This window comes from Aliidiomarina sp. B3213 (assembly GCF_003290085.1).
Taxonomy (GTDB): domain Bacteria; phylum Pseudomonadota; class Gammaproteobacteria; order Enterobacterales; family Alteromonadaceae; genus Aliidiomarina.
The window spans coordinates 955,904-982,255 of sequence record NZ_QMKJ01000001.1 but is presented as its reverse complement, the minus strand read 5'-3'; the positions used below and the strand labels follow the sequence as shown (position 1 = coordinate 982,255).

At 46.1% G+C, this 26,352-nt stretch carries 21 protein-coding genes; 13 read left to right on the top strand and 8 right to left on the bottom strand.

Annotated features, from left to right (window positions below):
• The first annotated feature begins 41 nt into the window (after positions 1 to 41).
• Together DQX04_RS04860 and DQX04_RS04855 are read left to right on the top strand one after the other, a co-directional pair.
• The gene (locus tag DQX04_RS04860) at positions 42 to 1,820 is read left to right on the top strand and encodes an acyl-CoA dehydrogenase C-terminal domain-containing protein (RefSeq protein WP_111914739.1); all 1,779 of its coding nucleotides are present in this window, start codon (positions 42 to 44) and stop codon (positions 1,818 to 1,820) included.
• A 140-nt stretch (positions 1,821 to 1,960) separates the two neighbouring features.
• Positions 1,961 to 2,905 carry an MASE1 domain-containing protein gene (locus tag DQX04_RS04855; protein WP_111914738.1) on the top strand — a complete coding sequence of 315 codons (945 nt, stop codon included), beginning with the start codon at positions 1,961 to 1,963 and terminating at the stop codon, positions 2,903 to 2,905.
• Here the strand turns inward: DQX04_RS04855 and DQX04_RS04850 are convergent.
• The 3 genes from DQX04_RS04850 to putA are packed head-to-tail and all read right to left on the bottom strand — an operon-like array spanning position 2,902 to position 8,031.
• Positions 2,902 to 3,414, bottom strand: a complete 513-nt coding sequence (locus tag DQX04_RS04850; protein WP_111914737.1) for a hypothetical protein — start codon at positions 3,412 to 3,414, stop codon at positions 2,902 to 2,904. The two genes, DQX04_RS04855 and DQX04_RS04850, sit on opposite strands and share 4 nt — an antisense overlap.
• Before the next feature lie 40 nt (positions 3,415 to 3,454).
• Positions 3,455 to 4,864 (bottom strand): 23S rRNA (uracil(1939)-C(5))-methyltransferase RlmD, encoded by a 1,410-nt coding sequence (rlmD, locus tag DQX04_RS04845; RefSeq protein WP_111914736.1) that lies wholly within the window; start codon positions 4,862 to 4,864, stop codon positions 3,455 to 3,457.
• 5 nt (positions 4,865 to 4,869) lie between these two features.
• Complete coding sequence (gene putA, locus DQX04_RS04840) at positions 4,870 to 8,031, bottom strand: bifunctional proline dehydrogenase/L-glutamate gamma-semialdehyde dehydrogenase PutA (RefSeq protein WP_111914735.1); 3,162 nt, start codon at positions 8,029 to 8,031, stop codon at positions 4,870 to 4,872.
• Between the two features lie 200 nt (positions 8,032 to 8,231).
• Here putA and DQX04_RS04835 point away from each other — a divergent pair, with 200 nt between their 5' ends.
• On the top strand, positions 8,232 to 8,858 hold the full coding sequence (locus DQX04_RS04835; protein ID WP_111914734.1) for an inorganic triphosphatase: 627 nt from the start codon (positions 8,232 to 8,234) through the stop codon (positions 8,856 to 8,858).
• A gap of 5 nt (positions 8,859 to 8,863) precedes the next feature.
• Entirely contained in the window at positions 8,864 to 11,731 is a 2,868-nt protein-coding gene (gene glnE, locus DQX04_RS04830; RefSeq protein WP_111914733.1) for a bifunctional [glutamate--ammonia ligase]-adenylyl-L-tyrosine phosphorylase/[glutamate--ammonia-ligase] adenylyltransferase, read from the top strand.
• Here glnE and DQX04_RS04825 read toward each other — a convergent pair.
• The 3 genes from DQX04_RS04825 to tolC form a co-directional block, all read right to left on the bottom strand.
• Positions 11,708 to 12,427 (bottom strand): TcpQ domain-containing protein, encoded by a 720-nt coding sequence (locus DQX04_RS04825; protein ID WP_111914732.1) that lies wholly within the window; start codon positions 12,425 to 12,427, stop codon positions 11,708 to 11,710. The genes glnE and DQX04_RS04825 overlap by 24 nt on opposite strands.
• Positions 12,427 to 13,398, bottom strand: a complete 972-nt coding sequence (gene lpxL, locus DQX04_RS04820; RefSeq protein WP_111914731.1) for an LpxL/LpxP family Kdo(2)-lipid IV(A) lauroyl/palmitoleoyl acyltransferase — start codon at positions 13,396 to 13,398, stop codon at positions 12,427 to 12,429. The genes DQX04_RS04825 and lpxL overlap by 1 nt, the downstream gene beginning before the upstream one ends.
• A 110-nt stretch (positions 13,399 to 13,508) precedes the next feature.
• The gene (gene tolC / locus DQX04_RS04815; RefSeq protein ID WP_111914730.1) at positions 13,509 to 14,855 is read right to left on the bottom strand and encodes an outer membrane channel protein TolC; all 1,347 of its coding nucleotides are present in this window, start codon (positions 14,853 to 14,855) and stop codon (positions 13,509 to 13,511) included.
• 201 nt (positions 14,856 to 15,056) lie between these two features.
• On the opposite strand from tolC, the gene DQX04_RS04810 reads away from it, so the two are divergent.
• Genes DQX04_RS04810 through parC form a run of 4 tightly spaced genes read left to right on the top strand, consistent with a single transcriptional unit; the run spans position 15,057 to position 20,427 of the window.
• Entirely contained in the window at positions 15,057 to 15,725 is a 669-nt protein-coding gene (locus tag DQX04_RS04810; protein ID WP_111914729.1) for an NUDIX domain-containing protein, read from the top strand.
• Between the two features lie 5 nt (positions 15,726 to 15,730).
• The gene (locus tag DQX04_RS04805; protein ID WP_111914728.1) at positions 15,731 to 16,195 is read left to right on the top strand and encodes a DUF1249 domain-containing protein; all 465 of its coding nucleotides are present in this window, start codon (positions 15,731 to 15,733) and stop codon (positions 16,193 to 16,195) included.
• 36 nt (positions 16,196 to 16,231) lie between these two features.
• Entirely contained in the window at positions 16,232 to 18,118 is a 1,887-nt protein-coding gene (gene parE / locus DQX04_RS04800; protein ID WP_111914727.1) for a DNA topoisomerase IV subunit B, read from the top strand.
• Between the two features lie 26 nt (positions 18,119 to 18,144).
• Complete coding sequence (gene parC, locus DQX04_RS04795; RefSeq protein ID WP_111914726.1) at positions 18,145 to 20,427, top strand: DNA topoisomerase IV subunit A; 2,283 nt, start codon at positions 18,145 to 18,147, stop codon at positions 20,425 to 20,427.
• Between the two features lie 72 nt (positions 20,428 to 20,499).
• Here the strand turns inward: parC and DQX04_RS04790 are convergent, their stop codons facing one another.
• The gene (locus DQX04_RS04790; RefSeq protein WP_111914725.1) at positions 20,500 to 21,606 is read right to left on the bottom strand and encodes an HD-GYP domain-containing protein; all 1,107 of its coding nucleotides are present in this window, start codon (positions 21,604 to 21,606) and stop codon (positions 20,500 to 20,502) included.
• A gap of 143 nt (positions 21,607 to 21,749) precedes the next feature.
• On the opposite strand from DQX04_RS04790, the gene DQX04_RS04785 reads away from it, so the two are divergent.
• On the top strand, positions 21,750 to 22,481 hold the full coding sequence (locus DQX04_RS04785) for a 1-acylglycerol-3-phosphate O-acyltransferase (RefSeq protein ID WP_111914724.1): 732 nt from the start codon (positions 21,750 to 21,752) through the stop codon (positions 22,479 to 22,481).
• Position 22,482: 1 nt separating this feature from the next.
• A complete protein-coding gene (gene rraB / locus DQX04_RS04780; protein WP_111914723.1) occupies positions 22,483 to 22,851 on the top strand; it encodes a ribonuclease E inhibitor RraB in 369 nt (122 codons plus the stop codon).
• A gap of 64 nt (positions 22,852 to 22,915) precedes the next feature.
• Here the strand turns inward: rraB and DQX04_RS04775 are convergent, their stop codons facing one another.
• Entirely contained in the window at positions 22,916 to 23,743 is an 828-nt protein-coding gene (locus tag DQX04_RS04775) for a MipA/OmpV family protein (RefSeq protein ID WP_111914722.1), read from the bottom strand.
• Between the two features lie 365 nt (positions 23,744 to 24,108).
• On the opposite strand from DQX04_RS04775, the gene DQX04_RS04770 reads away from it, so the two are divergent.
• The 3 genes from DQX04_RS04770 (at position 24,109) to DQX04_RS04760 (ending at position 26,333) form a co-directional block, all read left to right on the top strand.
• Positions 24,109 to 24,384 (top strand): hypothetical protein, encoded by a 276-nt coding sequence (locus DQX04_RS04770; RefSeq protein WP_111914721.1) that lies wholly within the window; start codon positions 24,109 to 24,111, stop codon positions 24,382 to 24,384.
• Between the two features lie 99 nt (positions 24,385 to 24,483).
• The gene (locus DQX04_RS04765) at positions 24,484 to 25,242 is read left to right on the top strand and encodes a hypothetical protein (RefSeq protein WP_111914720.1); all 759 of its coding nucleotides are present in this window, start codon (positions 24,484 to 24,486) and stop codon (positions 25,240 to 25,242) included.
• 107 nt (positions 25,243 to 25,349) lie between these two features.
• Positions 25,350 to 26,333 (top strand): hypothetical protein, encoded by a 984-nt coding sequence (locus DQX04_RS04760; RefSeq protein ID WP_111914719.1) that lies wholly within the window; start codon positions 25,350 to 25,352, stop codon positions 26,331 to 26,333.
• The last annotated feature ends 19 nt before the right edge of the window (positions 26,334 to 26,352 follow it).

Genomic DNA, 26,352 nt, shown 5'->3' with positions numbered 1-26,352 from the left:
ATGTAATTTAGGTTACAGCGGTACTAAATTTGGAGGACATAATGGCTGATTATAAAGCTGCAATTGATGACATGAATTTCTTGCTGGACGATGTATTCGCGGTCGCGAAAGATTGGGAAAACATGCCAGCACTAGCCGAAATGATGGACGCAGACACTGCAAAAGCCATCCTCGATGAAGCTGCAAAGCTTACCGAGAATCTTATTGCACCAAACGCGCGTGCGGCGGATGAAGAAGGCATTCACTTTGAAGATGGCGTTGTGACTACGCCAAAAGGCTATAAAGAACAATTCGCTGAACTAGCGAGCGGTGGTTGGGTTGGCGTTACTGCAAATCCAGACTTCGGTGGAATGGGTCTTCCCAAAGTATTGTCGGCGCAATATGAAGAAATGATGTGTGCTGCTGATATTTCTTTCAGCTTGTATTCTGGCCTAACAGCTGGCGCCATTATGACTCTTGATCTGCATGGCTCAGACGCACTCAAGGAAACTTATTTACCGCGCCTAGCTGCGGGTGAGTGGACAGGCACCATGTGCCTAACAGAACCACATGCAGGTACAGATTTAGGCATTATTCGCTCAAAAGCAGAACCCCAGCAAGACGGTAGTTTCTCTATTACGGGTACCAAAATCTTCATTACTGGTGGCGAGCATGACTTAGCAGAGAACATCGTTCATTTAGTGTTAGCTAAGCTTCCAGACGCCCCTGAAGGTACTAAAGGTATCTCTTTGTTTGTTGTTCCGAAGTTCCTAGTGAACGAGGACGGTAGCTTAGGTGACCGTAATGCCGCAGTTGCTGGCTCTACAGAACATAAAATGGGTATCCACGCTTCAGCAACTTGCGTTATGAATTTTGACGGCGCAAAAGGTTGGTTAGTGGGTGAACCTCATCGTGGTCTAGCTGCCATGTTCACCATGATGAACTATGAAAGGCTAGGTGTCGGTATTCAAGGCTTGGGTGCCGCAGCGCGTTCATATTGCACGGCACTGGATTACGCTACCGACAGACGTCAGGGACGTGGTGCGAAAGCTACACGAGACGAAAACTCGAATGCGGATTTGTTGTTGGTGCATGGTGATATTCGTCGCATGTTGCTAACGATGAAGTCATTAACTGAAGGTGGCCGGGCATTCTCTACCTATGTAGGTCATCAGCTAGACCGCGCGAAGTATGCTGAAAATGACGAAGAACGCCAAAAAGCAGAAGCTTTAGTGCAACTGCTTACGCCAGTAGCCAAAGCATTTATGACCGATACAGGCCTTGAAGCTACAGTACACGGTCAGCAAATACTTGGCGGACATGGTTATGTTCGCGAGTGGGGTCAAGAACAGTGGGTTCGTGACTGCCGTATCGCACAAATTTATGAAGGTACAAACGGTATTCAGGCGCTTGATCTATTAGGTCGTAAAGTAGCGGGTAGCCGTGGCAAGTTGCTAGAACCTTTGATTGCTGAAATGCGCGAATTCCTTGCTGAAGACGCAGGAGACTGGACGACTCAGTACGAAGAAATGCAAATTTTAGTGGGTGAACTAGAGCGTATTACCGGCGAAGTGTTAGGCCAAGTGGCAACTGATGAAAACATTATCAACAGTGTCGCGGTCGAGTACTTACACTTATTAGGTTATGTAACTTACGGGTTTATGTGGCTGAAAATGGCGCGCGCAGCCGAGTCATCATCGATGTCGGCGAGCTTTATTCAAGGCAAAGTGAAAACTGCGAAATTCTACTTCGCGAAAATATTGCCTCGGGTATATGGCTTAATGCCAACCATAGAAGCGGGTTCTGAGGATCTCTTTAGCTTCACGCAAGACGAATTCTAAAGGAATTCTAGAAGAACTTTCATAGCAAAGGCCAACCTGACAGGTTGGCCTTTTTGTAAAGGTTCTCTCGGACGTTGCACGAAGTGCCTAAAAAAGGCATTATCGGTAACTGTTTCCAATCAAAACTAAAAAAACTATAAATGGAACAACAAGAAAGCGTAATATCCCTCAGTAAGCTCGGTAGTGTTGGGCTCAGTTTTGTTATCTTCATAGCTTGGTTAGCGCTATGGGCGGTCGCGATGCTCATGGAGTATGCTCCCCATGCTAGTATTTGGTTCCCTCCAGCGGGCCTTTCATTTGCTTTCCTATTTGCTTTCGGTTTGCGTGCTATTCCTGGAATAGTTGTATCTATATTTATCACCGGAATTTTGGCTAACCTCTTATACGGAAGCCAGCAAAGCCTTACAGAAACCTTAATAGGCTCTCTCTACTTTTCAATTGCGCACGTAGGCTCTTATGGAATTGCAGCTTACATTTTGAAGTGGGTTTTTCGTTTCACCGCAGCAACAAATTTAGTTTTTAAAGTGTTGTGGTTTCTAATTATTGGTTCGGTGGCTACTTTACTGACCTCTTTTTTGGGTATTCACGCCTTAATATTAAGCGACGCTCTCGTTGTTGAGAGTTTCGCAGAGGTATTAATGCCTTGGTGGGTAGGTGACCTTGCAGGTGTATTGGTGCTTGCTCCTGTAGTACTAGCCCTGATAAGCAGTGATCAGAATGAATTTAGGGAGCACCTAAATATCGGGGCTGCTCGAAGCCCTATGGTTGATCCTCAAAGTGTTTTCTTAAAAGTGATGTTAGCCATAGTGTTACTGGCAACAACTATGGCTTTAACTAAATGGACCGGATCGTCTTCGGTTGCATTGTTGATTTTCTTGGTGGCGATACCGTTGGTTTGGACTGTGAAGTCAGATCCCGCTTTTGCGACCGGTATTATGCTCATCGTATTGAGCTTCTTTACGGCATTGTTTGTCGATATTTTTGCCGTCATGAATTACGCGATTATCTACCAATTTGCGTTGATTTTTATGGCTTGTGTAGCCTGGATTTCCTTAGCGTCTCACAAAGACAAAGTATTCAATTAGCGGTTCGGTAATTCGTATACGTTGGTCATTTCGTGCTTGGTCACTTGCCAACGGGCGTCTCGCCATTCAAAGCAGGCGTTTCGGGTGGAATGTTCCTGTAAAGGCTGTCCAAGCATTAACGCTTCACCAGAAACTTCGGCAGACACGCAAAAACCATTTGCAGTGCGTTCAATTATTTCCACTTGTTCTGGGTTTACCCTATTACTTTCCGTATTCGTGTTTGCCTGCTCCATGTTAAACAACACTTTGTCTCTCGTAATACTGCGCGACTCCTCTAGAACATCACCTACCCGAGTGTGCTGAGCAAGCGTATATTCAGAGGCTAACCAAGGTTCTAATTGTAAGTCGTCTGTACCAAAAAATACGTTTTCAAAAGCCACGTAAACGTTTTTAGGTAAGGTCTTCTGGTGCACGTTCGACTGTGCATAAGCGGGTAGGGCGTATAGCAACGTAGCTGCGCTAAATAGCACCCCAACTGAAAATAAACTGTCCCTAAATTTCGAATCCATAGTGTTTACTCCTGTTAACCTTACTTTAAGCCTAATCTTTTTATGGCTTATTTCCACTCTTTTTCAGCAACACGACGGTTTCAGCGTGCGATGTTTGTGCAAACATATCTAAAATAGATATTTTTTCTATAGTGAAATTCTGTTGTAGCAATAAAGATAAGTCTCGAGCCAACGAAACTGGACTACAGGAAACATAAAGAATCTTGTCGGCTGCTATTTTTTGCTTACACACCTCTTCCGCTCCAGCCCTAGGCGGATCGAGTACAAGCACATCAAATTGCTCACCAAGAAGTCGTTGCGCTGTGCTTAGCTCACTAAGATCTGCTTCTTGGAATTGCACATTGTTAATACCCAGCGCTTTCATGTTAGCTGTACCACGTTCAACTTGCGCCTTTGCACCTTCAACCGCCAAAACGGAGTGACTTGCACGACCAAGTTGTGCGCTGAAGTTACCGAATCCTGCAAATAGCTCAAGAATACGTTCATGCCCCTCAAGAGCCAGCCAATTGGTTACGGTTTCAAGCATTCGAGCATTAATGTGTCGATTTATTTGGATAAACTCATTGGGGCCGTAATACAGCGTATCGTTGGCAACTCTGTAGCCGAATACCGGAAGCTGGCCATTGTCGTCATTAAGTTCAGAGAACCGTTCCGGCTTATCTACTGGGTTGTCTTGAATAATCACCCGCAGGTTATGCTGCTGTTGAAACTTTAACCATGCATCATGTTGGGCTTCGGTGAGTGGCTTTGTCACCCTGACCAGTGCCACAACCCTGTCGCCGTTTGTTTCGTCGAGTAACAGCTCTATATGACCTAAATACTTGATACTGGGGTAATCGGATAAAAAGCTTTGTAATGGCTTTAAAAGGTCGCTAATAGGCTTCTCTGCCACATTACACTGCTCAATTTTTATGATGGCTTTAGACTGGTGGGCGCGAAAGCCTGCTGAGCGTTCACGTGGCGCTATGGCAAGACGAATTCGACGCCTGTAACCATATTGATAACGCTCATGAGCGACAGGTTGCTGCCATGGTAGCTCTATGTCTTTTAGATTTTTATGAATGAGTTCTTCAACTTGCTGTTGCTTAAACTTAACTTGCTTTTGATAGCTCAAATGCTGAAGCTGACAACCACCGCACTCGCCAAAGTATGGGCAAGGCGGAGTCTGCCGTTCTTCAGATGCATGCTCCACAGTCTTAATTACCGCTTCGCTAAATCGATCATGAGACTGTGTAATACGTGCTTTTACCACTTCGCCAGGCAACGCATACTCGACAAAAACGACTTTGCCATTGTCATGGTGAGTTACACCACGGCCATCGTGACTCAGTTTCTCAATGCGAGCGCTGAATATATTAGAAGTAGGTTCGGTCTTTTGTGCTTGTGAAATTCTCGCCGACCGAGGATTTTTCGGTTTAAATCCTCGGCGACGATCAAATAATGATGGCATGCGTGTTAATCACCTAAAGAGAGAAGTGTAGCATTTCCTCCCACTGCGGTGATGTTGTCCGTAAAGGTTTTTTCGGTCATGAATGCATATAGGTAGTGTGGACCACCAGCTTTTGGACCTGTACCTGAAAGTCCTTGGCCACCAAATGGCTGCACACCCACCACTGCGCCAATTTGGTTACGGTTAATATACACGTTACCCACATTAATGCGTTTGGCTACGTCATACGCAAATGACTCATTGCGGCTATGAATACCAAATGTAAGACCAAAGCCTGTGTTGTTGATGTCGTCGATCACTTGATCAAGCTCTTCTCGCTTAAAGCGAATTACATGAAGAATTGGACCAAAGTTTTCACGCACCAACTGCGAAATGCTCTTAATTTCAATTGCTGTAGGAGTCACATAAGTGCCGCCTAGCGTGTAATCAGGCATTGGAGCTTCGCCAATAATCTTACCGGTGTGGCGAATATCGATAACGTGCTGCTCTAAGTTGGTCTTTGCAATACCGTCAATCACAGGACCCACGTCTGTTTTGTGGTCCATGGGGTCGCCAACGAGTAGTTCTTTCATCGTGCCTTGCAGTAAGTCGATAATGCGATCGGCAACGTCGTCTTGAACATAAAGTACACGTAATGCAGAGCAACGCTGACCTGCGCTCTTAAATGCGCTGGCAACGATGTCTGTAACTGACTGCTCAGGCAATGCTGTAGAGTCGATAAGCATTGCATTTTGCCCACCGGTTTCTGCAATAAGCGGCACAATTGAGCTGGTGCGAGCAGCTAACGCACGGTTAATAGCTTGTGCGGTATTGGTTGAACCGGTAAAGCATACGCCACCAATGTTCTCTTGGCTGGTTAAGGTCGAGCCAATCTCAGCACCAGCACCAGGCAAGAAGTGAAGCACATCGCCTGGAATGCCGGCTTCATGAGCTAATTGAACTGCTCTAAATGCAATCAAACCGGTCTGCTCTGCCGGTTTTGCGATAACGCAGTTACCCGTTGCAAGGGCAGCAGCAACTTGACCGATAAAGATAGCGAGAGGGAAGTTCCACGGACTAATACAAATAAATGTGCCGCGGCCTTGTACGAATAACTCGTTGGTTTCACCTGTCGGGCCTGGAAGCTTCTCACCTTCACCCATAAGCTTACGCGTTTGAATGGCGTAATAGCGACAGAAGTCGACAGCTTCACGTACTTCGTCGATACCGTCTTGTAGGGTTTTACCCGCTTCTAACGTACACAGAGCGATAAGCTCGTGTAGGTTTTCTTCAAGCAAATCAGCCAGCTTTTCTAGCATCTGGGCACGATCGTCTGCAGAGCGGCGTGTCCAAGCAGGAAACGCATTGTTGGCAATTTCTAGAGCTTTTTCTGCGAGCTCAGCGTCTGCCCAACCAATGGTACCGACTTGGTGCGTGCTTTCTTGCGGACACACCACACCAACGCGTTGCGCTGCATTAACAAGTTCACCGCCAACTACTGGGCCGCCTTGCCACTGGTTATTACGGTAGCTTCTTACTTTTTCAAAGAATTGGTCGCCTTGAGAGTGGATATTCATATTTAACCCCAGTGAATTCTTTCTATCGCCAAAAATTTGCGTTGGCAGTGGAATTTTGTCGTTGGCTAATTGCTCCCGCTGCTTCAGCAATGCAAGCGGGTGTTCAGCAAGTGATTCAACAGGAACACTTGGGTCTAGCAATTTATGCACAAAAGAACTGTTCGCGCCGTTTTCTAAAAGCCTGCGAACTAAGTACGGTAGTAGGTCTTTGTGCGCTCCAACCGGTGCGTAAATGCGCACGTTACGACCTTCTTCTTCAATAACTTGATCGTATAGGTCTTTACCCATGCCATGCAGGCGCTGGAACTCGTAATGACCGTTAGGAGACATTTCTTTAATGGCACATATCGTATGCGCATTGTGCGTTGCGAACTGAGGGAACACATTGCCTTCAGTGTCTTCACTAAGCAGGTAACGCGCACAAGCTAGGTAGGAAACGTCTGTACTCGCTTTTCGAGTAAAAACAGGGTAACCCGTAAGACCTAACTGTTGAGACCACTTTATTTCTGTGTCCCAGTAAGCGCCTTTCACGAGCCTTACCGGAATTTCGTCGCCGCACTCTTTGGCAAGCGCGTTAATCCAACATAAAACGGGTAGGGCGCGTTTAGAGTATGCTTGTACAACGAGCCCAAACCGCGGCCAGCCTTTACACACGCCGCTGCGGTAGACTTTCTCGAATAACTCAAGAGAAAGCTCTAAACGGTCCATTTCCTCTGCGTCGATGGTTACGCCCACGTCGGCATTCTTAGCTAGCGTTATAAGCTCAGTTAATGTGGTTGCTAGTTCGCTTAATACGCGGTCGTGGTTTGCAACTTCGTAGCGCGGGTGTAACGCAGAAAGCTTGATGGAAATAGTCGGACGAGGAACGTCTGGGCGATTAAAGTTCTCTGCTGCTACTTTATTAATAGAGTCCACGTAAGCTTGGCGGAAACGGTCTGCGTCTTTCATTGTTAACGCAGCTTCGCCTAGCATGTCGTAAGCATGGGTATAACCTAAATCACGCTTCTCACGACTGTTTTTCAAAGCTTCTTCAATAGTGCGCCCAAGTACGAACTGCTTACCCATAAGCTGCATTGCAGCGTACGTGGCTTTGCGCACAACCGGTAAACCTAAACGGCGCACCATGCGGCGGAAGTAATTGATAGGTTTTAGTTCTTCGCGACCCGCTGGGTTTATGACCTTGTTGGCAAGGTTGAGCGCAAATGTACCTGTGTTCACCAACACAGATTCTGACTTGCGTTTATAGTCTTGCCATTCGCCTAATCCGAGTTTGTCTTTGATTAGGGCGTCAGCAGTAAAACTGTCAGGTATTCTCAGTAAGGCCTCAGCCAAACACATAAGAACAATACCTTCTTGGGTATCTAAACTGTACTGCTGCAAAAACGCGTCGACACTCTCTCCACCATCGGCTTTCTCACGAACGCGAGATATAAGACCCATGGCACTTTCGTTGACCTTTTTAATGGTCTCTTGGTCGTCTTCGACCAAGGTGAGGAGTTCTTTTAAGTACTCGTTTTCATCCACAATGTAGTTGTCTGAGATGGCTTTCCAGAGCTCTTCTAACTGAGCGGGTTCAAACCGCTGCTTTAAAACCTGACTTGCCTTAAACATTGCTGCTCCTAGTAAACAGTGTCCAAAACCAGCGCTGCAAAATTGAGCTTATGGACATGGCGCCAGTATAAGAAGAATTTGCGTCGCGTAAAGGAAAGAAAGCAGGTTTTTCTAAACTTTTTTCCCGAACTAATAGTTTTCTTGACCCCAGCTAGGTTGAGTGCTCAAAATGTTAGCCTGAATGTCTTAAGGAACAGACCATGTCGAATACACAAAGTATTGAAATTGAATTGAAATATGTTTTGATGCCAGAACAGCTCGTAAAAACAGCTGCCTGGCTAGACGACAACGCCATGTTTGTAGGTCAGAAGCATTTAGAGAATCTATATTTCGATACCCCGGAAGGTTTGTTAAATAAACACCGTATAGGTCTGAGAATTCGCCGGTGGCCTGGTGGGGCAGAGCAAACTGTAAAGCTTGCTGGTGTGGTCGATGGGGCAATGAGCCAGCGCCCTGAATTTAATGTGCCAGCAACGCAAGCCGTTCCCGACTTAGAGCAATTCCCGGCAGACATCTGGCCTGCAAACTTTGAAACAAAAGCTGTCACAGCTCGGTTGCAGCTGCAGTTTGAGGTGTCATTCGACCGACGTTATTGGCTTTTTGAAAAAGACGGAACGCAAATAGAAGTGTCGATCGACGAAGGGAAAATTCACGCGGGCGGCAAGCAAGAGTCTATCAGCGAGCTCGAATTAGAGTTGAAGCAAGGAAGTGAAGAAACGCTTACATATTTTGCTGATTTATTGCACCAACACTTTGAATTACAAGCTGGAGAGAAAAGTAAAGCGCAACGCGGCTACGAGCTTCTTCTCTCAGCTAATGAGTCATAAATTTTATGCTTCAGTTTCCTAAACAAATATTCCCAGCTCCACAATTAGAAACCGAGACGCTAAGTAAAGAACTTCAGGAAGTGCTTGCTAGCCATTTGGAAAGGTTGGCAGAAAAGTGGTCGAGTGTCTGGGTTGAACAGCTCTCAGAAAGCGAGAAGTGGAGTGTAGCGTTAAGTGACTTTGTTGCGGAAACACTGTTTCGCTATGGCGACGATGCATTAAGTCACTTTCGAGCTGACCAAGGTTACCGCGCCAACGACATTGAGAGTGGAATAGGGGACTGCGACACAGAGCAAAATGTGCTCGCCCAAATTCGAAAGTTTCGTCACTTAGAAATGGCACGTATTGCACATTTAGACCTGTCGGGACAGCTTTCCACTGAGGACGTGTTAGAACAAAATACCGCAATTGCCGACCATCTAATTACAGCTACCGCACATTGGGCTGAGCAACATCTCGCACCAAGATATGGTTATGCATATTTTGAAGAGAAAAAGCTTCCATTATGGATTATTGCTATGGGTAAGCTCGGCGGTAGAGAGCTTAACTTCTCTTCTGACGTCGACCTTATTTTTTGTTTCGAGCATGAAGGTGCTACAGCTGGCGGAAAACGTTCGGTAGACCATGAGATTTACTATGCAAAGCTCGCTCAATTAGTTGTGAAGTTGCTGAACCAAACTACGGTAGACGGCCAAGCGTTTCGTGTAGACCTGCGATTAAGACCCTTCGGTCAGTCGGGACCTATTGTTTCTAGCCTTTCTGCACTAGAGGCGTATTACCAAGAGCAAGGTAGGAATTGGGAGCGTTACGCCATGGTCAAAAGCCGTGTAATTAACGCTACTGCTGACATTGAAGAGATGTTCGCTAGTGTTTTACGCCCATTCGTGTATCGCCGCTACCTTGACTACAGTGCCATTGACGCTCTTCGTAAAATGAAGTCGATGATTAACCAAGAGGCGCGTCGCCAAAATCAGACTATTAATGTGAAGTTGGGAACCGGCGGAATTCGCGAAATTGAGTTTTTAGCGCAGGCCTTTCAGCTCATGCGTGGGGGGCGCGAACCGGAGCTGCAGACACGGTCTTTGCTGCAAGCAATAAATGCGTCGGTAGCGTTAGATATTTTCTCGGAACAGGAAGCGCAGCAAATCGTACTTCGCTACTCGCAACTTCGAAAAATAGAGCATGTATTGCAGCAAATAAACGATCAGCAAACTCAGCGTTTACCGGACAATGAACTCGATCAAGCGCGTATTTGTGCGGCTCTGAATATGTCGGGTTGGAGCGAGTTTTTAGCTGAATATGAGCAAATTACAGCTGAAGTGCATGAGTATTTCAGTGACTTATTCGGAGGCGATGAGGAACAGCAAGGGAAGCAAGACAGCGCGTTTTCATTACTTTGGCATGACCTTACCGAAGACGAGACTGCTGTCGGTGTGCTAGCAGACGCAGGGGCAGAGCAACCTGAAGCGTGCTGGGAGCGAATTCGGAATTTCAGACAACACCTTAAGCGTAGGTCCTCAGGGCCTCGCGGACGAGAGATTCTGGCTGATCTTATTCCACAGCTCATTGAAGAACTAGTGGAAGTCGAAGAGACCTACGAAGTATTACAACGAGTATTCGACGTACTCGACCGTGTTGCATCGCGAACCACATATTTGGAATTACTCTACTCGAATTCTGGTGCGCGTAATCAGTTAGTGTCTTTGTGTGCCAAAAGCCCTTGGGTTGCTCATTTAATTGCTAAGTTTCCCATTTTGTTAGACGAGCTTATCGATCCGTTGAAACTATTCGACCTGCCTGAACCTTCTAGTTACGGGCAACGGGTGGCTGAATATTTAAATCGTTTTGCTATCGACGACGCTGAAATGTTGATGGAAGGTGTGCGGCAAGTGAAACAGATTTTCCAATTGCACGTTGCTGCGGCAGACCTCAGTGACGGTGTCGAGCTAATGCGAGTAAGTGACCACTTAACGTATCTTGCGCAGGCATTGGTTGAACAAGTGGTACTCGCTGCTTGGCGTCAACTCGCTGAGAAACATGGTGTTCCACCAGGAAAGTCAGAAACCAACACAGGATTTGGCGTAGTTGCTTATGGCAAGTTAGGCGGCTTTGAACTGGGGTATGGCTCGGACCTCGACTTAGTTTTTCTTTGTGAAGACAATATTAGTGGAGAGACCGACGGTCCTAGACCCATCGACAGCCAGCAGTTTTATCTTCGTTTGGCCCAAAGAACTCTGCACTTGTTTACCACCCGAACCGCTCACGGTGTGCTTTACGACGTCGACATGAGACTTCGCCCGTCAGGACAAGCCGGTTTGATGGTGGTGCGGGCATCCACCTACGAAGATTACCTAACCACTGAGGCATGGACTTGGGAAATTCAGGCGCTCGTTCGGGCAAGATTTATTTTCGGTAGCGAACCGTTGAAACAGCAATTTGGTGATATTCGTGAAAGGGTATTGGCACAGCCGCGCGAACTCGCATCGTTGCGTCACGAAATAAAAGAAATGCGCCAACGTTTAAAAGACCATAGCCTTATTAAACACGAGAGTAAGGTTGATATTAAGCAAGCCGACGGCGGCATGACCGACATCGAGTTTATTACTCAGTTCGTTGTATTGGCTTATTCGAATCAACATTCAGATTTACTGAGTTTTACTGACAACATTCGCATTCTGGAAAAAGCTGAACAAGCGGGCATTGTGAGTGAGGAAGAACGAGAGCTACTAGTGGAGGCGTACAAAGCGCTTCGTACTGAAAACCATAAGTTGGCTTTAGCTGAAATTAAAGGACTGTCTGGCGGCGACTTTAGCCGCCAGATGCAGCAGGTAAGAAAAGTTTGGGACCGGTTAATTGAGGCCGCGTCTCTGTAAACGCTGTTCGGCTTCCTCGGCTGCCCTTTGGCGCTCAATTTCTTGAAGTTCTTCCATTGAGTGACAGTAGCGGGCAACACTTTGCGCTTCATCGGCACCTGAAATAAGGATAACCCGCGCTCGTGGACACAAGAACGCTTGAATGTGCTCTGGGTGTTCGCTATTCAGTGAACGAGCTAACCTGTCCATGGTGTTCACTAGGTCTGAATGAACTTGGAACGCTGCGCTCACGCGGTAGTCGTGTGACAACCGCCAAAGTACTTGCAGATTCTCTTCTTCAGCGAATTGCTCAGAGCTAGTTTTAAGGGTGTCCTCGTCCATAAACCAACGCGTTTTAATTTCTCCACGAAACGATGCGTCTAGCGGCGTGTCGGTAAAGCGAATAATCTCTTCTAACTGAGGAGCCAAAGGAGGAAGGTCTTCGTTCAGGTCTATCACGCGGTCTTTGTCGTCGCCTCTACCCCAAGCAGCTTCCCTTACGCCACCGAAGAAACGAGAGATTTCGCCTTGTAAGTTATCGTATGCCCCACCACTCGCAATTTGAGCTCTGCGGTTATCAGAGCTTTCATTAAGATACATTCTTTGAGAGGCAATAAAAGCAACGACTAAAAGCACAATGGTCAGCACAACTAGCGTGATCACCGCACGTTGTTGCGACTTTTTTCTCTTTGCGGTGTTCTTCTTACGCGTGGCCATTATTTCTTCCTTTGTTTTTTGCGTTTCTGCAAAGAGCCATAATAACTAGGCAGATCCTTTGACGGACGAGTTTTGTAGCGTCGGTGCATCCACATGTACGCACCTATATTGTTTTCGACCGCTTTTTCAACTTCTGAATTAATATGCCGAGCATCTTGCTCGTCGTTTCCTGTTGGAATGGCGTTTTCAGGTTCGTAGAAACGCAGCACATATCCTTGATTACCGGGTAGTCTGTCGAACGTTGAAATAAGTGTAACGGCATTTGGGTGGTTCGCAAATATACTGCTTCCCGTTGTAGTGGCAGCGTCTGGAACCGCAAACAGAGGAATGTATACCGCGCGATTAGGACCATAGTCTTGGTCGGGTAAATAACCACACAATTCGCCGTCTTCAAGGGCTTGTAAAAAGCCTTTCACGTTCTTTTTCCCTAATAGATACTTGTTGCTTCTACCGCGCCCTTTGGTTTGCAGGTATTCCATGAGTGGGTTGTTGTGTGGTCTGTAAAGCCCAACTGCAGGGTGGTAAAAGCCAACCGCGCGCGCATGCACTTCAAGCGATAGAAAATGAAAGAGCAGGGCAAATACGCCTTTGCCTTCGTCTGTAGCTTTTTTAACGAGCTCTAGCCCCTCAACTTTAACCTTTCTTTTCAGGCGCCAGTCCGGCCACCACCAAGCTATCCCCGTTTCTAGCATGGCAATGCCTGTGTTGTTGTACACCTGGTCAATGATTTTGTCTATTTCATCTTCACTTTTGCCTGGGAAGCTCAACTGTAGGTTTTTTTTGGCAATAAGAACGCGTTTTTTCATCGATTTCTTGAACAAACGACCAAGACCTTTTCCCAATTGCAGCTGCAAAGAGAATGGTAACCAAGATAGTAGGTATAAGAAGCCTACCATCAACCAAGTGGGCCAAAATTGCGGTAGTAGAAATCTACCTTCAAACTTAGGGGGATCAACTCTGTACGGGTTCAATGAAGAATTCCAATTCAAGATTTGTAGGTATTATAAGGAAAAAAGAGCGCTAAAAAAATAAAGCCGACAGCACAAAGCTGTCGGCTTTAAAGTTTTAGCTTGTAGAAGCTTTATTCAGCTGCAACTAAACCTTCATTAATCGATAACAAGTCGCGCTCTGAAATAATGCCAGACGCTTGTTGTAACGCTAAAGAGCGGTTGATGTAGTTGTAACGCGCTTCAGAAAGGTTACGGCGTGCGTTAAACAAGTTTCTAGTGCTGTTCAGTACGTCAACGATAGTACGTGTACCTACCTCAAAACCCGCTTGTGTCGCATTCAGTGCACTTTCAGCAGAAACAACCGCTTGTTCAAACGCTTGAATACTTGATACCGCTGCAACAACGTCGAAATATGCAGTACGAACACTACGCTCTACGCTTCTACGGCTTTCTTCAAGTGTTTGGCTCGCTGCAACATAGTTGTTTCTTGCTTGCTCTGTAGACGCCAACGTTCTACCACCTGAATACAATGGCACGCTTGCGCGAATACCAATCGACTGAGTGTTCAAACCGCTAATTGACGTGCCGCGGCTGTCAGAGGTTTCGTCTGAATAGCTCGCTGTCAAAGAAACCGTTGGGTAATGCCCCATGCGTGCTAGGTCGATTTGCTGGTCTGCTACTTCTACACCGCTACGACGAATAAGCAACTCTAAATTACGTTCGTGTGCTTGTGCAATCCAGTTTTCAACGCCTTGTGGATCTGGGCTTGAAGTTGAAAAAGTTTCCGCGTTCAGTACTTCTACGTCGGTAAACTGACGACCTGTAATTTCACGAAGACCTTCAAGGGCTATTTCAACACCGTTTTGCGCCTGAATTTCTTGCGCATTTGCGTTGTCGTATTGTGCTTGTGCTTCATGAACGTCTGTAATTGCTGTCAATCCTAGAGAGAAACGGTGACGCGTTTGCTCTAGCTGGCGCTCGATAGCACGTTTTTCAGCTTGAGCGAACTCTAGGCTGTCAATCGCGCTTAGAACAGTAAAGTATGCTTCTGAAACACGCAGCATCAATTGCTGGCGTGCCAGTAAATAGTTAACTTCTGCTTGGTATGCACGTTTCTCTTCAATATCGGTGGATTCCCACACTCGCATATTGAAAAGAGTTTGAGTTAGGCTAATTTCTGCTCCGGTAGAAGACCCAGAACTTGAAACGATAGAGTAGGCTGTGCCTGCGTCGTTCCAGTTTACGTTGTCTGTTTCACGGTCGCTATAACTCAGAGCAAAGTCAATTTGTGGCCACCAATCAGCGCGTGAAATGTCTACCGCTGATTTAGCTGCATCTCTTTCAGCCGCTGCGCGCAACAATTGCGGATCGTTCTCCAACGCTAGCGTGTATACATCTGCTAGGTCGTTAGCCGATACCGAAGTTGCAACTGGGCCCACTGCAAGAGCTAATGCTGCTGACAAAATTTTCATTTTCATGACGTCAGAATTCCTTAGGACGGTTGTAAATAAAATACTTTCGTACACTTTACCCTGGACTTTGGATTGTACCTGTAATCGTTACAGACTATTAGTGCAGAATTGTGAAAACCTTGCGCTAATTGTAACAAGGTATTTGCTAGCGTGGGTCTTTAATCGCTAATATGCTGCGATATTAAGTTGACTAGCAGGTACAGTATTATGGCGAATATTAAATCTCTCGTGCCTTTTGGGCAAGAGGATGTAGAGATAATAAGTACCGAAACGGTCTATCACGGTTTTTATCGGGTTAAAAAGTCTGAACTTAGACATCGGTTATTTGAGGGGGGCTGGTCGCCCGTTATTTCACGCGAAATTATGGACCGCGGTCACGCGGTGGTGGTTTTACCCTACGACCCGGTGCGCGATACCATTGTGATGCTTACCCAGTTTAGAGTCGGTGCAGTGCAGGCTGGTGGAGCCCCTGTTCGACAACATTCGAATTACAGCATATCGCCGTGGCTAGTTGAACTCGTAGCAGGTATGATTGACGAAGGTGAAAGCGAGGAAGATGTCGCATTTAGAGAAATGCAGGAAGAAGCAGGGCTAACGCCCAAGGCTTTACATTTTGCAACCAGCTATCTTTCCAGCCCCGGCGGACTTACAGAACGCATTAGCATTTATGTGGCACAAGTAGATGCCACGCAGGCAAGCGCTTTTGGTGGTCTAGCAGAAGAACACGAAGATATAAAAGTAACAGAAGTGCCGCGTACTGAAGTGATTGAGCTATTAGAGGCGGGTGTTCTAGACAACGCGGCTACGTTAATTGGAATACAGTGGTTAATGTTAAATCGGGAAAAACTATTACAAGACTGGGATATTGAATCATAGCGGTTATGGCATTAATTAAACGATATGTACCCGACTTAAAAGAACTACACAGCATTGGCGAGCGAAACTATGCGGTGCTGTCCAAGCTTTTACCTGCAAAAACGAACCAATTTAAAATAAATGTAGGTGAGCATTCAGTATTTTCGCTTCAGGTGGTTTATGAAGCTACTTACACTTCAGATATTGAGGTAAAACAAAGCTTTGTTGGACGCTCGGTGCCAGACATATTACCTATAGAGTTTATTGTGCGTTTGTACCACGACGCAAAAATGGCAGAGATTATTGATTGCCAAGGGGCAAGTGCGCTAACTTCAATTCGTAAAGGTAGCGTACCGAAACGAGCCAACGAGCAAGACGAAAAACGTCAGTTAGCATTATTTCTTAAAGATTGGCTGACACTATGTACGCAAGAGGGAAGAGTAGACTACGATTGGTGCTCGAAACCTTTACCCGAGAATAAAAATAATTAAGTTCAACTTTTGCTAGTAAAGCGCATGGAACAATAAATGGCAGACTATAAAGCGGATTCGATTGAAGTACTGAGTGGCTTAGAGCCTGTGCAACGCAGGCCCGGAATGTACACCGACACCACGCGACCTAATCACTTGGGCCAAGAAGTTATCGACAACAGTGTCGACGAAGCTTTGGCAGGCCATGCTCGATCTATCGAAGTTATTCTTCACCCAGACCAGTCGCTCGAAGTGATCGATGACGGTCGAGGTATGCCGGTAGACATTCACCCAGAAGAAGGCATGCCTGGGGTTGAATTGATCATGACGAAGCTTCATGCCGGCGGTAAGTTTTCCAATAAAAATTACCAATTCTCGGGTGGTTTGCACGGGGTAGGTATTTCTGTTGTGAACGCACTTTCAACGCGGGTTGAAGTTTCAGTGCGACGCGACGCACAAGTTTATGAGATGGCATTTGAGAACGGTGAGAAGGTTGCTGAACTGGAAGTAACAGGCACCGTAGGTAAGCGCAACACGGGTACACGCGTACATTTTTGGCCAGACGCCAAATATTTTGACTCGCCTAAGTTCTCTGTTTCAAAACTTCGTTATCAGCTGCGTGCAAAAGCTGTTTTATGCCCAGGCTTGAGTATCAAATTCAAAGACAAGGTTAATGGCACTGAAGACACTTGGTGTTACGAAGCCGGTCTAAGAGATTATTTAAAAGAAGCCCTACAAGGCTGGGAACAACTTCCAGAAGAACCATTTGTTGGCGAGTTTAAGTCGACCGGTGAAGCTGCAGAATGGGCGGTAACTTGGTTACCGGAAGGCGGCGAACACATTGCCGAAAGTTATGTAAACCTGATTCCTACCGTGCAAGGTGGTACGCATGTGAATGGTTTACGCCAAGGCCTGTTAGAAGCGCTCCGCGACTTTTGTGAGTTTAGAAATCTTGTTCCTCGTGGCGTTAAGTTAACACCAGAAGATGTGTGGGAACGTTGCGGCTTTATTCTTTCAGTCAAAATGGAAGACCCGCAGTTTTCTGGACAAACCAAAGAGCGTTTGTCTTCACGTCAAATGTCTGCGTTTGTTTCCGGCGTGGTGAAAGACGCATTCAGCTTGTGGTTAAACGAGCACACCGACTTAGCAGAACAAATCGCTGAGCTATGCATATCTAATGCGCAACGCCGTATGCGGGCAGCTAAGAAAGTGGTTCGTAAACGTGTAACGCAAGGCCCAGCGCTGCCGGGTAAGTTGGCTGACTGTGCTGGCCAAGACTCTGAACGTAGTGAACTCTTCCTGGTCGAGGGTGACTCGGCAGGCGGTTCTACGAAACAAGCCCGCGACCGTGAGTTTCAAGCGGTTATGCCTCTTCGCGGTAAAATACTCAATACGTGGGAAGTTGAGTCTGACCAAATATTGGCGTCACAAGAGATTCACGATATTTCAGTTGCGCTTGGTGTAGACCCAGGAGCAACAGATTTGTCAAAGCTGCGCTATGGCAAAGTGTGTATTTTAGCTGACGCCGACTCGGACGGACTACACATCGCTACTTTGCTGTGTGCCTTATTTGTGCGCCACTTCCGCCCTCTTGTTGAGGCCGGCCATGTGTTTGTTGCCATGCCTCCGCTTTACCGAATCGACGTAGGTAAAGAAGTGTTTTACGCGCTAGATGAAAGCGAGAAGCAGGGCATATTAGACCGAATTGAAGCTGAAAAGCGCCGCGGTAAGGTAAGTGTTCAGCGCTTTAAAGGCTTGGGTGAAATGAACCCGTTGCAGTTACGGGAAACTACCATGGACCCGAACACTCGTCGCCTTGTTCAGCTAACAGTCGACGAAAGCGAAGAAACCGATTTATTAATGGACATGCTGCTCGCGAAGAAGCGCTCTTCAGACCGTAAAGAATGGTTAGAGCGTAAAGGCAACTTAGTCGAAATTATATAAAGAATTATAAAAGACGGAATTCATTCATGAGCTCAATCATAGAAGCGACAGAACAACTCCCGCTGCATAAATTTACCGAAGACGCGTATTTGAATTACTCCATGTACGTGATCATGGACCGAGCATTGCCGCATATAGGTGACGGTTTGAAGCCAGTGCAACGTCGTATTGTTTATGCGATGTCGGAGCTAGGTCTCTCTGCCATATCAAAACATAAAAAGTCAGCGCGTACTGTGGGTGACGTATTGGGTAAATTCCACCCGCACGGTGACTCGGCATGTTACGAAGCCATGGTGCTTATGGCGCAGCCGTTCTCTTACCGTTATCCATTAGTAGACGGGCAAGGGAACTGGGGTTCACCAGACGATCCGAAGTCTTTCGCGGCAATGCGTTACACCGAAGCCCGTTTATCAAAATTCAGTGAAGTACTGCTTAGCGAGCTTGGGCAAGGCACAGTGGACTGGATGCCGAATTTCGATGGCACCATGAACGAGCCGAAAATACTGCCTGCACGGTTACCGCATATCTTACTCAATGGTGTTACCGGTATTGCTGTAGGTATGGCAACGGATATTCCTCCGCACAACGCACGCGAAGTAGCTAATGCTTGTGCGTTGCTATTGGATAAGCCGAAGTCGACGCTTGAAGATGTCATGGAGTTCATTAAAGGGCCAGATTACCCGACAGACGCTGAAATTATTACTTCAAGTTCGGACATCACCAAGATTTACGAAAGCGGCAAAGGCAGCATTAAAATGCGCGCCCGTTATGTGGTGGAAGACGGTGAAGTGGTTATCGACGCTTTACCTCACCAAGCGTCAGGCGCACGTATTCTGGAACAAATTGCAAGCCAAATGCAGGCGAAAAAATTGCCAATGGTTTCAGACTTACGTGACGAGTCTGACCATGAAAACCCGACCCGTTTGGTGGTTGTACCGCGTTCAAATCGCGTAGACACCGAGCAGTTGATGGCGCACTTGTTTGCAACCACTGATCTTGAGAAAAGCTATCGTGTAAACCTGAATATGTTGGGCTTAGACGGTCGCCCTCAAGTAAAACCTATTCTGAACGTACTTTCTGAGTGGAATGAGTTCAGAATTCAAACGGTGACCAAGCGTTTGCAGTTCCGTTTGGACAAAGTAGAGAAACGTCTTCATATTCTTGAAGGTTTGTTGGTGGCGTTTCTTAATATCGACGAAGTTATCGAGATTATTCGCTACGAAGACGAGCCGAAGCAAGAATTAATGAAGCGCTTTGGTATTACCGACGTACAAGCCGAAGCTATTCTTGAATTGAAATTACGCCACTTGGCGAAGTTAGAAGAACAAAAGCTAAAAGGCGAGCAAGACGAATTGAGCAAAGAGCGTGATAGCTTATTGCAAATACTCGGTTCAGAACGCCGCTTAAAAACGCTAGTGAAGAAAGAGCTGCTTGCAGACGCTGAAAAGTATGGCGACGATCGTCGCTCGCCTATGGTCGAGCGTACCGAAGCTAAAGCACTTTCTGAAAGACAGCTCACACCTTCAGAGCCAGTAACTGTAGTGCTTTCGAAAAAGGGCTGGGTGCGTTGTGCTAAAGGGCACGACGTAGACGGCGCGAACTTGTCGTATAAGTCGGGTGATACCTTCTTATCGCAAGCTACGGGTCGTAGTAATAACCTAGCCGTGTTCCTGGACAGTTCAGGGCGAAGTTACAGTTGTGAGGCGCATACGCTTCCTTCTGCGCGTTCGCAGGGCGACCCACTCTCTGGGCGTTTCTCAATTGTTGCTGGTGAAAGTATAGACCATGTGTTGATGGGCAAAGAAGAAGGTTTGTGGCTCATAGGCTCTGATGCAGGGTATGGCTTTGTAACTCAGTTCAGCGACATGGTAAGCCGAGTGAAAAATGGTAAGGCGCTTTTAAGCTTACCAGCTTCGGCTAAAGTGCTTACGCCGAAACCATTAACCAATAACGAGACCGATCGCGTTGTTGTGGTTTCTAACGAAGGCCGCATGTTGGTATTCCCAATTAAAGACTTACCTAAACTTGCCAAAGGTAAAGGGAACAAGCTAATTAGCATTCCTTCTTCTCGTGCGAAACTGCGTGAAGAGTATGTAACCGCAATGACAGTATTACCTGAAAACGCAACGCTTGTGGTTGTTGCAGGTAAGCGCAAGCTATCACTGAAAGCCTCTGACTTAGAGCACTACATTGGTGAAAGAGGGCGTAGAGGTAGTAAATTACCACGCGGCTTACAGCGTGTTGACGCACTTGAAGTTGAGCATGGAGCGAGTGCTGAGCCAGTGGAAGAAGAATCTCAAGAGAGTTAAACCTGTTGCGATAAACTAAAAAGCCAGTGCTTCCGCACTGGCTTTTTTTGTGGCTTTAACTTTATTGAGACGTTAACTTTCTTGAGAAAGAAGAGCTTGCATAGCCTGGTTGAATGCAGCTACCCAATAAGGACTAAGTTGCGTACCTGCTAGGCGGTTGATTTCTGCCACCGCACGTTGATAAGGGCGGCGCATGTGGCTTTGGCTTGCACGTTCATGGGTCATTGCGTCGAACGTATCTACAATCGCTAGAATCTTCGCACCGTCGGAAATTTCATGGTCTTTCAATCCCAGTGGGTAGCCGCTACCGTCGCACTTCTCGTGGTGTTGTAGCACCATCATTTTCGCTTCATGCCAGTAGCTCATGTTTTCTAAAAGCTTCGCCGAGCAATACACGTGGGTATGAATAAGCTGAACTTCTTTAGACGACAACTCGCCTTGTTTGTGCAGCACTTCTAGCGGCATAAAACCCATGCCAAAATCGTGTACGTAACACCCGCAAGTGAGTTGGCGCTCGTCTACGGCGGAACCGGCATAACGGTTAATGAGTAATGCCAGCTTTAATTGACGAACACTACGTCCACGCCAATAGCGCGACCGGGCTTCTACGGGTTCAATTAACTGCTTGAAGAATGCTAAGTCGTCCTCTGGGCGGCTCTCGTCTGGCGGCGTTACTTGTGGTTCGTCTGCCTGTGAACCGTCAGTAAGCACTAACGTAGGCTCTAGGGTGAGCAGTGCCGTTCTAATGATGGGTTCATGCTGCTCAGGGTTATTTTTGTTGATTTTAGACAGCAAGTGCTCGACTCGGTGCAGTTGCTTTTCGTCGTATTGGAACTCGCCGGTTTCGTGACATTCTTTGATGAATGCGTTTACTTTTTCTAGACTAAGCAACAACAAGTCGCTGAGCACTGGAGTAAAGGTGAGCTTGCCGTCGCGCAGAAGGCTTAAACCGTCTTCTAAGTGACCTAAAAATTGAATCAGTGGAGAAATACTTAATAGGCCCAAGTCGCCTTTAATGGTATGCACAGCACGAAACAATGACTTCAGTAATTCCGTGTCATTGGGTTTGTGCTCCAATTCAATTAAATTGCGTTCACAGCCTTCGTAAAGCTCTTGGAGCTCGTCGAGAAGGTCGGCAAATACTTCAGGTTCGATGTCAGAAACTTGGAATCGGGCCATACGAATTTCCTATCTTAGCTGTGGTTTTAGGTAGGTAAAAAGGTGCATTGGACTGGTCACACCTGTACCTTGTCTAAAAGCAAAGTTTTTGTCATGCGTAATGGGTATAATACGGCTTCAAATTAATTAACTTTAGTCATTTGATGTTAGCAGCAATTAGAATTTTTATCCTCGGACTTTTTTTTATTTTCGCAGGTGTGTTTGGTAGCTTGTTTTGCCTACTAAGACCCTTCCACCGCAACAATACTAGCTTGTGGGCTAATATATTTGGCTCCTTGCACAAGTTGTTAGGCGTAAAACTCGAAATTCGAGTGCCAGAAGCGGTTAAAAATGGTGGCCCATTCGTGTTTGTCGCCAATCACCAAAACTCTTACGATATTTTCACGCTAAGCCGCTCTTTACTGCCTGGAACGGTAAGCGTAGGTAAGAAAAGCTTAAAATGGATCCCATTTTTCGGTCAGCTATATTGGCTGGCAGGTAATATTCTTATCGACCGTAAAAACAGCAGTAAGGCTCATGGCACTATTGCCAAAACGGTTTCGGCGCTAAAAGACAAGAACCTTTCTATTTGGTTATTCCCAGAAGGAACAAGAAGCTACGGTCGTGGCTTGTTGCCTTTTAAAACTGGCGCATTTCATTCGGCTACGGGCGCACAAGTTCCAATTGTGCCGGTGTGTATGTCGACAACGCATAACCAAATTAAACTGAACCGCTGGAAAAACGGTAAGGTGATTATTGAAATGCTGCCTCCGGTCGATACCATTGGCTTTAAAAGAGAAAATATTCGTGAGCTGATGGCCACTGTTTATGAGAAGATGCGCCTTACCATTGAGCGTATCGACAACGAAGCTCACAAACCAGAAACAGGAGCTTAATATGAATAGCTTGGAAGACTTGCTAGAAGAAGGGCGCGAAACCATAGACGCAATGGTCGAAGACGGCCTTGATCCGGCAGAGATTTATGACATTGAGCACCACGTAGTAAGCCCTAACTTCGACAAGCTAGAAAAAGCTGCGGTTGATCTGGTGAAAGCTGGTTTTCAAGTCGACGACGCTGAAGAGTTTGAAAACGAAGACGGCAAAGTCTGGTATTACTTCGCCGCCGTAATCGAGTCTGAACTTAGTCACGCAAAGCTAGAAGAGCAAACCAAAGCCGTATACGAAATAACCTCTAAAGCAGGTGTAGAGTACGACGGTTGGGGTACTTATTTGGGCGAAGACGAAGAGTTAGACGAAGACGAATAGGGCAAGAATAATAAAAAGGGGTCAGGTGATTAAATCACCTGACCCCTTTTTAGTTGAAAGAAAGCTAGAAGTGGTAAATAAACCCAACACCTACCTCAGCTTCATAGTCGCTACGCGCAATCGGGCTTTCGCGAACGTCGCTACTGAAGTACTCGTATAAAGCTTCACCGTAAATCTGCCAGTTGTCGTTCACGTAGTAGCGGTAGTTGTAATCAATACCAATAGAACGAAGGCCACTACTTAAGTTAGTTTCGTTGTAACCCGAAGCAAGCGACTGCGCAGCGGTAATACCAAAGCTCTTATTCGCATAGTCGCTGTCGTGGAACGACAACACCACATTCACTTCAGAGCCAGAACCATCTGTTTGCTCACCAAAACGACGGCCAATCCCAAATAACCCCAAGTTACCTTCGTCGCTCGCGACCAAACGACCTACAAGCCAGTAGCGCCAGTTGGCATCAAAAGAACGACGCGCCGAAAGTACAAGTTCAGTGCCTTCGTCTTGGTTACCCAAACCATTCAGCCAACCCTCATCAGAATCACTTTCTCTTCGACCTTCCTCGAAACCTAAAACAGCTTCAAGCAACCAGTTGTCCGCACGAAGACCACGCCAACCAATCGCTTCACCAAAGAAGAAGAAAATGTCGTCGCCATTGCGCCACTGCAAACCACCAGCCGGCTCAATCTCGAGACCAAACTCGTCCGAACCCTCGTAAGCCGTCTCGTATTCAACACCAAGACCCAAACCAAAACTCCAACCGTCCTCACCACGGCTAAAGTCCTGCTGTGAAGGTAAAGGCACCAATACCGTATCGCTCTCTTGAGCATGTGCCTGCTGAACAGCCATAGCATTGATAGATACTAAGGCCGCTAAACCAATTAACTTTTTCATGTGAACCTCTGAGGTAATTTTGTACTTTGTGCAATGTTGATTTGCGTTACCTCGGTATTACGGCTGGTTTGGGGAAATGGTTTTTTGGTTAGGTGGATTATTCAGCGCGTACTCTGACTCTGCGAGATGCACCGTTTGCCGTTGTTTATTTCATTTATGTAGTTTAATGTAAAGGAATTGTTGCGAATTTTGCGTTTGATATTGTGCATGTCGTTATCGCGAAAGTGTTCATGCAGGGTATATCACGATACAGCTTACTTGATAAAGTTCTGTCGTCGCTGCTTTTTAGCGGTAGTTACAAATATACGGCTAGGGTGCAAAATGAGCATGCTTAGTATTCAAATGTTATGAAACTAGAGGAAGCCATGAGTCATAAAGAAATCATTCATGCGCTCTTTGATGAAATGGCCAGCGAAATGGCTTCCTTCATTAAAGAGTCTCAAAGTGGTTTTAATGAGGGATGGGTTCCAGCAACCTATATCAAAGACCAACTGCAGCTAAAAAAATCTGCTTACCCTCAAGGGAACAAAATAGATAACGAAACTGGGTGGTTATTTGCAACGTTAGCTCGCTATTTACAAGACAAAGAAAAGGTCGACTTTAAAAAGATTGGTGGTAGGTCATTTTACAAATGCAAATAGTTGCTCTTCATAATAAAGCGCAGCAGTTAGCCGTCTGCGTCGGCCGACTCGCTTCGCTCGTCGCTGTTCGCGTCGTTATGCATTAGGAAGCAAAGAACATTGAGCACTGTCGAGGATTGGGCTAAGCAAATCGTTGCAAAAGAGCTGGGCAAGGTAGTTGAAATCCATGATGATGGTTCCGCATCTGGAATGTATGATCTTAGGATAGGATCAGAGAAAGCTCCTGAATACGCAATTGAATGTGTCGGCGCTGTAGATCCTGTCGCAACTGAAACATGGAATATTGGCCCAGCAAGAGGCCCGATTAAGGTTAACTCAGAAGGGGATTGGATTGTCTCTATTAAGCGTTCTGCAAACATTAAATCGCTTAATCAAAGTGCTGCCAATATTATAGAGCAATGTGAAGATTTAGGTCTTACAGAATATACACCTGTTGATTGGCAGCTGAGGCACTTTAACGCTGAATTATTCAATGCCTTAGATGGTTTGGGAATAACTTCCTTGTATATGTATCGAGCAGCGGGAAGTAGTAATGTTCATTTGACCATGGATGGAGGAGGCGGCCCAGTCAGTCAAGTTGGTGATGATTTAGTCGCTTGGGTGTGCGAGTTTTTAAGCAGCGATGATAAAGCTGATGTCGTAAAGAAACTTCGAAACTCTAGCGCAAAAGAAAAGCATGCCTTTATTCCGATTGTTCTTGGCGGCGCACCTTGGAGCGTTGAGTCTTATTTTATTAGTGAGATGCCGGTTCTGAATATTCCACCAAAATTACCTGAGCCAATAACAGGGGTATGGATAACTTTGAATGGTAAGGGAGTCAGGTACATGGGTGGTCGGTGGCATGTATTTAATTGCTAAAATGCATAATAGGGCCATGCACGGCGACAGCGCATTCGTTAGAAGGCTTCGCCTTCACTACAAAGCTGCGCGTGTTGATGGTGTTATATTCTCTGGAAGGAATCTAGGTGAGCGAGCAACCACAAGACTTAGAAAGGCTTATTCACGAGTCCCTCGAGCAGTTAGGCTGGTCTGCCGATGCAAAAAGTCTTGCTGATAGAGTAAAGCGGCTAAATATTGGCATTCCACTCGAAGATGAGTTTTCAATCATCTGCGGCTGGCTCGGAAAGTGCCAATTAGTGCATAAACTTGACCAGCAACAATACCCCAAAGGTTCAGGCGAAAATTATCAAGTGCCAGACCTTCTCGCGAGCTTCGCTCGAACCGATGGAAGTGAAGCGACAGTGCTTATAGAGGTCAAGTACTGCAAAAAAAATGTAATGTCTTTTAAACCAGATTATTACTCAAAACTAAGGGCTTATGGCAATCTTCTAAATTTACCACTGCTCATTGCCTGGAAGCGCTGGGGTATTTGGTGCCTCGTTTCTATTGATGAATTCCAGAAGGCCACAAAAAACTACAATCTCAGCTTTAATGACGCAATGTGTAATAACTTACTAAGCTCTTTAGCGGGAGATTTTTCATACTCACTTAGTATAAATGCTGGAGTCCATATCAGCGCTAAGAAAGAAAAACTAGTCGATGTGGTTGAGACAAAAGAAGGGCGAAATGAAAGTTGGCACATGCTTATTGACGATGTCTACTTCACAAATGGGAATAATGAGAAGATTCGGGACCTTTCATCAATTGCACAGCAAGTGTTTTTTTCATGGGACCTTACGGAAGAGGAAACACACACAGAAACACATGTGACCTTGCACAATACCTGTAAAGAATCCTCAGGTCTATTTGCCCATATGGCTCTAACGAGGATTCTTTCTTTTCACAGCCGAGAAGATGGAGGCATACATTGGCGCAGTTATCTGCGTGACGACAAGGCTATATCCAATATTAGTGAGTATAGGAAAGGGATTGAGGAAAATATGCGCGCAGGTATTGTGCACCACATATTCGATATACAACCAACTAACGTGCCAAGTTTTATGAAATGAATATAACAAACCAATCAAC